We start from the raw sequence: 9,937 nt of genomic DNA, 5'->3' as shown, positions 1-9,937 counted from the left end.
AAGGCCACACAGAGGCCATCCAGACATTGCTGACCATTGCCCCCTCCCTGGCCAAAGAGAAGAATAACATTGGCCGCACGGCTCTTCATACAGCTGCTTTTTCTGGCCAAACAGAGTCCATCCAGACATTGCTAACCATTGCCCCCTCCCTGGGCAAAGAGAAGGATAAACGTGGCAACAATACGGCTCTCCACTTGGCTGCTAATAAAGGCCAAACAGAGGCCATCCGGACATTGCTAACCAATGTCCCCTGCCTGGCCAAAGAGAAGAATAACATTGGCGATACGGCTCTCCACGACGCTGCTCTTAAAGGCCACACAGAGGCCATCCAGACATTGCTGGACTTTGACCGCTCCCTGGCCAAAGAGAAGAATAACATTGGCCGCACGGCTCTCCACACAGCTGCTCTTTTTGGCCACACAGAGGCCATCCAGACATTGCTAACCATTGCCCCTTACCTGGCTAAAGAGAAGGATAACAATGGCCGCACGGCTCTCCAAATAGCTTCTTTTAAAGGCCACACAGAGGCCATCCAGGCATTGCTTTGACCCCTCCCTGGCCAAAAAGAAAGATAAATATGGCGAAACGGCTCTCGACTTGGCTATCATGTTTGGCCGCACAGAGTGCAAGAAACTTCTTGAAGACTATGGAGCCCAACCATTGAGCTGCCTTCTAAAGTGAGCAATAAAATTGAGCGGAGAACCGATTCTTGATTATTTCAAACCTCCACCTTTTATCTCTTCTGAATAAATGCCTTCTGGCCAACACCCACAGATTCACCTGTGACGCTAATAACCGAACCATCCCGAAGCTCTGCCTGACTGGTGCCATTGCCGTTATTAGCGGTCATGGTGGCTACAACCCGCGCCCCTTCAGTAATCAGCGCCTTGAACTGTTGCCAGATATTTGTGGTTGCCATTGCTTGTATTCCGGATAAACGATCACTGTCTAGTGAAATTGGTTCCATGCCTGACTTTTGATTTAAACGACACTCTTCTTGTTAAAAATTCTGTTTTTTGTGGAACTTACCCTGCTGATTGTTTGTCGTACTCGAAGTTTTGAGTTAAACGGCAGGCTAAAGCGATGGATGGTGTCGGTAGAAACGGGGCAGATGTCCGCTTTAATTGTTCTTCTATCTGTATAAATGACGAACATATCAGAGGACAATTTGGTGGACACTCACTGGTCGAAACATCTTGCAAACCGGAACCCCACATTTTCCACCTGGGATGCATCACCCGACACCTCGACAAGCAGAGTGAAACAAGTCTTCATAAACGCCGATGCAGTGAATGCGGGCAACCGGCACTGCCACTGATTCGTAAGGACGGGGAAAGCGTCGATGACGACGAATCACCTTATTGTGAATCCCGAATGCTTAAAGTGGATGTGAATGTCAAAACACATACAGATGGTGCTACGCCCCTGCATATGGCCGCTCAGAACGGCCACATAGAGTCCGTCAAGGAGCTGCTGGAAAATTATCAAACCCCAGTCAATAAACAGATGAACGATGGCTGTACGCCTCTCCACTTAGCTGCTCGTAATGGTCACACAGAGATCGTCAGGGCATTTAAGGAAATTGCCCCCATGCGCATCCAGGTTGATGTCAAGAATAACCATGGTGATACGGCTCTCCACGAAGCTGCTCGTCAAGGCCACACAGAGACCGTCAATGCATTGGTGGAAATTGACCGCTCCCCATTGCTGGCCAAAGTGAAAAATAACGATGACGAAACGGCTCTTCATTTAGCTGCTCTTAACGGCCACACAGAGGCCATCCAGACATTGTTGAACTTTGACCGCTCACTGGCCAAAGAGAAGGATAAATATGGCCAGACGGCTCTCCACGTCGCTGCTTTTAAAGGCCACGCAGAGGCCAGCCAGACATTGCTGAACTTTGACCCCTCATTGGCCAAAGAGAAGGATAACAATGGCTGGACGGCACTCCACAAAGCTGCTGAAAAAGGCCACACAGAGGTCATCCAGACATTGCTGAACTTTGACCTCTCATTGGCCAAAGAGAAGGATAACGATGGCTGGACGGCTCTCCACTGGTCTGCTGCTCAAGGCCACACAGAGGCCATCCAGACATTGCTGGCCTTTGACCGCTCACTGGCCAAAGAGAAGAATAACCGTGGCCAAACAGCTCTCCACTATGCTGTTTATAATGGCCAAACAGTGGCCATCCAGGCATTGCTGAACTTTGGCCGCGCACTGGCCAAAGAGAAGGATAACAATTGCCAAACGGCTCTCCACTACGCTGCTGAAAAAGGTCACACAGAGGCCATCAATACATTGCTGGCCTTTGACTGCTCCCTGGCCAAAGAGAAGAATAAGTTTGGCGATACGGCTCTCCACTGGTCTGCTGCTATAGGCCACACAGAGGCCATCCGGGCATTGCTGGGCTTTGACTCCTCACTGGCCAAAGAGAAGACTAACGATGCCCTAACGGCTCTCCACGCTGCTGCTCGTAAAGGCCAAACAGAGGCCATCCAGACATTGCTGGACTTTGACCCCTCATTGGCCAAAGAGAAGGATATCAATGGCCAAACGGCTCTCCACTACGCTGCTTATGATGGCCAAACAGAGGCCATCCAGACATTGCTGGACTTTGAACCCTCACTGGCCAAAGGGAGGGATAACGATAGCTGGACGGCTCTCCACTTCGCTGCTCATAAAGGCGAAACAGGGGCCATCCAGAAATTGTTGAACTTTGACCGCTCACTGGCCAAAGAGAAGGATAAATATGGCAGAACGGCTCTCGACATCGCTGCTATTTGGGACAGCACAGTGGCCATCCAGGCATTGCTGAACTTTGTCCCCTCACTGGCCAAAGAGAAGGATATGAATGGCCGAACGGCTCTCCACGCCGCTGCTCTTAAAGGCCAAACAGAGGCCATCCAGACATTGCTGGACTTTGACCCCTCACTGGCCAAAGAGAAGGAGAACTATGGCGGAACGACTCTCCACTTCGCTGCTTATAGTGGCCAAACAGAGGCCATCCGGGCATTGCTGGACTTTGACCCCTCACTGGCCAAAGAGAAGGATAGAGATGGCTTGACGGCTCTCCACTGGTCTGCTGCTCAAGGCCAAACAGAGGCCATCCTGGTATTGCTGGACTTTGATCCCTCACTGGCCAAAGAGAAGGATCACAATGGCCAAACGGCTCTCCACGCCGCTGCTCGTAAAGACAAAACAGAGGCCATCCGGGCATTGCTGGACTTTGACCCCTCACTGGCCAAAGAGAAGGATTACAATAGCGAAACGGCTTTCCACGCCGCTGCTCGTGAAGGCCAAACAGAGGTCATCCGGGCATTGCTGAACGTTGCCCCCACACAGGCCAAAGAGAAGGATATGAATGGCCGAACGGCTCTCCACGTCGCTGCTCTTAAAGGCCAAACAGAGGCCATCCATACATTGCTGGACTTTGCCCCCTCACTGGCCAGAGAGAAGGAGAACGATGGCGGAACGACTCTTCACTTCGCTGCTTATTTTGGCCAAACAGAGGCCATCCGGGCATTGCTGGACTTTGACCCCGCACTGGCCAAAGACCTGGTCAAAGAGAAGGATAAAGATGGTTTGACGGCTCTCCACTGGTCTGCTGCTCAAGGCCAAACAGAGGCCATCCAGTCATTGCTGGACTTTGACCGCTCCCTGGCCAAAGAGAAGGATAACAATGGCCGCACGGCTCTCCACGCAGCTGCTCTTACAGGCCACACAGAGGCCATCCGGTCATTGCTGGACTTTGACCCCTCCTTGGCCATAGAGAAGGATATAGATGGCTTGACGGCTCTCCACTGGCCCGCTGCTAAAGGCGACACAGAGGCCATCCGGACATTGCTGGCCTTTGACCCATCCCTGGCCAAAAAGAAAAATAACCTTGGCCGTACGGCTCTCCACTGGTCTGCTGCTAAAGGCCACACAAAAACCATCCAGGCATTGCTGGTCTTTGAACCCTGCCTGGCCAAAGAGAAGGATAAATATGGCCAAACAGCTCTCCACAAAGCTGCTGAAAAAGGCCACAAAGAGGCCATCCGGGCATTGCTGGACTTTGCCCCCTCACTGGCCAAAGAGAAGGATAACAATGGCGAAACGGCTCTCCACTACGTTGTTTGTGATGGCCAAACAGAGGCCATCCAGATATTGCTGACCATTGCCCCCTCACTGGCCAAAGAGAAGGATATGAATGGCCGAACGGCTCTCCACGCCGCTGCTCTTAAAGGCCAAACAGAGGCCATCCAGGCATTGCTGGATTTTGACCCCTCACTGGCTAAAGAGAAGACTAACGATGGCCAAAGGGCTCTCCACTACGCTGCTCTTAGAGGCCACACAGAGGCCATCCAGGCATTGCTGAAATTTGCCCCCTCCCTGGCCAAAAAGAAGGATAACAATGGCTGGACGGCTCTCCACTGGTGTGCTGCTCAAGGCCACACAGAGGCCATCCGGACATTGCTGGCCTTTGACCCCTCACTGGCCAAAAAGAAAAGTAACTTTGGCCATACGGCTCTCCACAAAGCTGCTGCAAAAGGCCACAAAGAGGCCATCCGGGCATTGCTGGATTTTGACCCCTCCCTGGCCAAAGACCTGGCCAAAGAGAAGGATAAAGATGGCTTGACGGCTCTCGACAAAGCTGCTGAAAAAGGCCACACAGAGGTTATCCAGACATTGCTGGCCTTTGACCGCTCCCTGGCCAAAGTTAAGGATAAGAATTGCGAAACGGCGCTCAATTTAGCTAAGGGCATGAAAGAGACCGCCAAGGTATTAATGTCCTTTGCTGCTGTTTCCCAGGCCGATCATGAAAAAGACAACAGTACGCTCACAACCAACGTGAAGATCGACGATACCAAAAAAGCTGACAAAACAGCTCAGGCTGGCTCTGTTGCCACTAACGATCCTGCCCCGACTGATAGTAAAACTGCGGTTGACTCTCGTAAAAAGTCATTCAATGAAGGCCCGGATACTGACCCGGCACCACGGGAACTGTCAACAATTGAGTCACCCGCTATCAGCGAAAACAGAACTGCTCTGGCTGATTCTGCTGCTGAGGAGGACAGCATAGTATTCCCGCAGGAATATCCTCCCTCCGGGGAAGCCAAAGACGTTGATGAGCTTGGGAAAACAAAGCTGCACCGTGCGGCTGAGAAGGGCGACATTTCGGAAGTGTATTCTCTAAGCTTTAAAGAGAATATCAACCAAACTGACGACAGTGGAAAAACAGCGCTGCATTATGCTGCTGAAGTGCTGTATTATGCTGAGAAGGACCTCGAACCACTAAAAAATATAATCTCTAAAGAGAATATCAACCAAACTGACAACAGTGGAAAAACAGCGCTACATTATGCAATTTTAAAAAAGAATGAGAAATGTCTGGAAAAATTATGTGAAAAATATATGGATCTCTCAGACATAAATATTTATCATGCCCTGCGATTAGCCATCGATGAAAATTATGACAACAAAGATACAGAGTTACTGGTCAATAGGATACACCTGGAAGATCAGGACGAAGAAACTGACGATAAAACACTTAAAACACTCCTGCACTACGCTGCAGAAAAAGGCAATAAAAATTACCTGGAAAAATTTCTGGAGAAAGCGATACGTGAAGGGAACTTGGAATCCATCAAGCTTAAAGATAAAAGAGAGAGGACACCCCTGCACTATGCAGCTGAGGAGGGACACAGAGATTGTCTTCGGTTACTACTACTGAAAGAACCCAAACTAAAGAAAGAACTCAAAGAATTAACATGCATCAATGCTAAAGATGAAAATGGTGACACGCCACCGCTCCTGGCTGCTACTGATGCATGCGTAAGAGAGCTGATAAAGGCTAAAGATGAAAATGGTGACACGCCACTGCTCCTGGCTGCTACTGATGCATGCGTAAGAGAGCTGATAAAGGCTAAAGCTGATGTGCATAAGAAAAATAACAAAGGTATAACGCTACTGCATCGTATAGCCATGTCAGAGAAGAGAATTAATTGGCTGGAAGAAAATTACAAATGCTTTAAAGATAAAGATAAAGATATTAATGATTTTATTGAACCTGACATGGACGATAATACTCCGCTGCACTATGCAGCTTATAACGGTAATATAAGATTTCTGCAAGTGATCTGTGAAAAAGAAGGTAAAACTATACATCAATATTTCCATACTAATAATAATCAAGGTGTTTCACCACTACTTTTAACTATTCATAATGACAACAAAAACGAAGGCCTGATAAAACTGATCAAAACCAAAAGTATAATACAAGATGATTACCAGCTTTCGAGGTTATTTCTGTATGCTGCTGCTTATGGCAAAAACGATTGCCTGGAAAGGTTTTTTGATAAAAAGTTTAACAAAACAATAGATATCAATGACAAAGTTCAGCATAGTGGTATGGCTGCTTTGCACTATGTCATTATAGATAAATGTTGGAACTACAATAGTTCTAAGGAGGTTCAAGGATATGAAAAATGTCTTGAGTGCATACTCTCCAAGTTCGATGACGTAAACATCAATCTCAAAGATAACCAAGGCAAGACACCATTACATTTGGCTGCCGAGGCAGACAATATTCGGTGCCTGAAAAGATTGCTAGAAGAAAAAAAAGACACACTTAAAATCAATGCTACTGATAACCAAGGCAAGACACCATTACATTTGGCTGCCGAGGCAGACAATATTAAGTGCCTGATAGGGTTGCTAGACCAAATAAAACACCCAATTGATATCAATGCTGAGGATAAGCAAAACAATAAACCCCTGGATTTGGCTAAACACCCTGTTTGCCAAGAGGCCCTGCAGGAGGACTGGAATAATCTCAACGAATGTGAACGCAAAAATAAAGGTGAGTATTATCTCAACAAATATTTTGAAGGACAATCCTGTCAGACCAACGACCAAAATGAAAATACTCACAGTCAAAGTAATCCAGTTGACTTATCAGATGGTTCTATTCGCTATCAGGAAAAAGTATTTATAAATGAACAAGTAATTGAAGACCTTAATAAAATTGAAGTAAAGTATCCAGATTTGAATTTTATCCCTTGCCCTGAAATTAACTCCTTTGTTGTTTTAGCAAAAGATTTTGGTGATAAAATTATTAAAGGCAGCCATGAAGATGCAATTTTCGGCTATTCCGGAATTAGAGGAAACCCCAATACCATAAATCCTAAAGACCTGAAACAAATCTACCGTACCGTACACTTTATGCCTGGATTTGAATCTTATAATAATTTAATACTGGATAGCTATCCTTTCCATATTGAAGGCACCAAAGGTAAAATTATTGAATTCTTGGATAAATATGAAAGATTGCATTTTACGGCAAAAAGCATTGACAAAAAAGAGCAATCAAAAGCCAGAGTCAGTGTGAATATAAAGTTATGTCTGGTTGATTGTGATCTGCCAAAAATGGTGCGCAATTTTTTCGTGGCTCCAATTAAAGACACTTTTGGCCTAATACCATTAGACTTTATTGAGGAAATTATTAGGCATGCGAATTTACAAGACTTGCTTAAGATAATTTCTGATGCTGTTAACACTGGCGAGAAAAAACTTCAGGAGAAACTTCAGAAAGAACTTCAGCAGGGAATTGTTAACACCGCAGAAAAAATGCAGAATAATCTTAGTAGCGAGGTAGCAGAACAACCTGAAAAAAAAGCATCCAAAGAATTCGATAGCGTCATCAATAAAATTCTCAATGAATTAAAAAGAGACAACGAAACTTATGATATTGACACATTATTGTCAGAAAAGAATTTTGAGGTTTGCAGTGGCCCCATCAATTTACTGCATAACATCAAGAACAGTCAGAAAATTCACATTGAATTTTACCGGTTTGAGTCATCAAACAGCCCCGCCCGTTTACAGATCAACTCAACTGGCAGCCAGGTAGAGTTCAAAGATCTATCTGAAGCATTGAAGATGATTTTTAAAATTTAACTTAATTGCGTACTCAATTCTCAATGGCCTGCTCACTTTTTATGCCCCCAGCTTATAATCAAGAAGCTATAAAAGTAGAACAGGATTAATAAGCGTCAAGAATCAAGACCTGACCCGAGTTTTCGTTTTCCGAGTTTTCCGCCCCTTCAGTAATCAGCGCCTTGAACTGTTGCCAGATATTTGTGGTTGCCATTGCTTGTATTCCGGATAAACGATCACTGTCTAGTGAAAATTGACTCCATGCCTGACTTTTGATTTAAACGACAATCTTCTTGTTAAAAAAATTCTGTTTTTTGTGGAACTTACCCTGCTGATTTTTTGTCGTACTGGAAGTTTTGAGTCAAATGGCAGGCTAAAGCGATGGATGGTGTCGGTAGAAACAGGGCAGATGTCCGCTTTAATTGTTCTTCTATCTGTATAACTGACGAACATATCAGAGGACAATTTGGTGGACACTCACTGGTCGAAACATCTTGCAAACCGGAACCCCACGTTTTCCACCTGGGGTGCATCACCCGACACCTTGACAAGCAGAGTGAAACAAGTCTTCATAAGCGCCGATGCAGTGAATGCGGGCAACCGGCACTGCCACTGATTGGTAAGGACGGGGAAAGCTTCGATGACGACGAATCACCTTATTGTGAATCCCGAATGCTTAAAGTGGATGTCAATGTCAAAACACATACAGATGGTGCTACGCCCCTGCATATGGCCGCTCAGAACGGCCACATAGAGTCCGTCAAGAAGCTGCTGGAAAATTATCAAACCCCAGTCAATGAACAGATGAACGATGGCTGTTCGCCTCTCCACTTAGCTGCTCGTAATGGTCACACAGAGATCGTCAGGGCATTTAAGAACATTGCCCCCATGCGCATCCGGGTTGATGTCAAGAATAACAATGGTGATACGGCTCTCCACGAAGCTGCTCGTCAAGGCAACACAGAGACCGTCAATGCATTGCTGGACATTGCTCTCTACCTGGCCAAAGAGAAGAATAACGATGACGAAACGGCTCTTCATTTAGCTGCTCGTAAAGGCCACACAAAGGCCATCAAGGCATTGCTGACCATTGCCCCCTCCCTGGCCAAAGAGAAGAATAAGAATGGCCAAACGGCTATCCCTCTCCACTATGCTGTTTATAATGGCCAAACAGAGGCCATCCAGACATTGCTGAACTTTGACCCCTCACTGGCCAAAGAGAGGGATAACGATAGCTGGACGGCTCTCCACTTCGCTGCTCATAAAGGCGAAACAGGGGCCATAGAAGCATTGCTGACCAATGCCCCCTCCCTGGCCAAAGAGAAGGATAAATATGGCCAGACGGCTCTCCACGTCGCTGCTTTTAAAGGCCACACAGAGGCCAGCCAGACATTGCTGAACTTTGCCCCCTCATTGGCCAAAGAGAAGGATAACGATGGCTGGACGGCACTCTACAAAGCTGCTGATGAAGGCCACACAGAGGCCATCAATACATTGCTGGCCTTTGACCGCTCCTTGGCCAAAGAGAAGACTAACGATGCCCAAACGGCTCTTCACGCCGCTGCTCGTAACGGCCACACAGAAGCCATCCAGACATTTTTGAACTTTGACAGCTCACTGGCCAAAGAGAAGGATAAATATGGCTTGACGGCTCTCCACTACGCTGCTCGTAAAGACCAAACAGAGGCCATTCAGGCATTGCTGAACTTTGACCGCTCACTGGCCAAAGAGAAGGATAACAATGGCCAAACGGCTCTCCACTACGCTGCTGAAAAAGGCCACACAGAGGCCATCAATACATTGCTGGCCTTTGACTGCTCCCTGGCCAAAGAGAAGAATAAGTTTGGCGATACGGCTCTCCACTGGTCTGCTGCTTTAGGCCACACAGAGGCCATCCAGGCATTGTTGAACTTTGACCGCTCACTGGCCAAAGAGAAGACTAACGATGCCCAAACGGCTCTCCACGCCGCTGCTCGTAAAGGCCAAACAGAGGCCATCCAGACATTGCTGGACTTTGACC

Annotated in this window: 4 protein-coding genes; 3 read left to right on the top strand and 1 reads right to left on the bottom strand. The window is 46.9% G+C overall.

Going from position 1 to position 9,937, the window contains the following annotated elements; genetic code table 11:
• A partial coding sequence (locus tag CX664_RS17640) for an ankyrin repeat domain-containing protein (RefSeq protein WP_146000107.1) occupies window positions 1–548 on the top strand: 548 nt, incomplete at its 5' end.
• A gap of 185 nt (window positions 549–733) precedes the next feature.
• Here the strand turns inward: CX664_RS17640 and CX664_RS17635 are convergent.
• Window positions 734–919, bottom strand: coding sequence for a hypothetical protein (locus CX664_RS17635; protein WP_101748009.1), 186 nt, complete (start codon window positions 917–919; stop codon window positions 734–736).
• A 164-nt stretch (window positions 920–1,083) separates the two neighbouring features.
• Between CX664_RS17635 and CX664_RS17630 the strand changes: the two genes are divergently transcribed.
• Window positions 1,084–7,938, top strand: a complete 6,855-nt coding sequence (locus CX664_RS17630; RefSeq protein ID WP_101748008.1) for an ankyrin repeat domain-containing protein — start codon at window positions 1,084–1,086, stop codon at window positions 7,936–7,938.
• Window positions 7,939–8,298: 360 nt separating this feature from the next.
• The coding region (locus tag CX664_RS17625) for an ankyrin repeat domain-containing protein (protein ID WP_180966538.1) at window positions 8,299–9,937 on the top strand (1,639 nt) is incomplete at its 3' end.

This window comes from Endozoicomonas acroporae (genome assembly GCF_002864045.1).
In the GTDB taxonomy this organism is placed as follows: Bacteria; Pseudomonadota; Gammaproteobacteria; order Pseudomonadales; family Endozoicomonadaceae; genus Endozoicomonas; species Endozoicomonas acroporae.
Note: the sequence above shows the minus strand (reverse complement) of the source record. Positions and strands in the feature narration are given on the sequence as shown.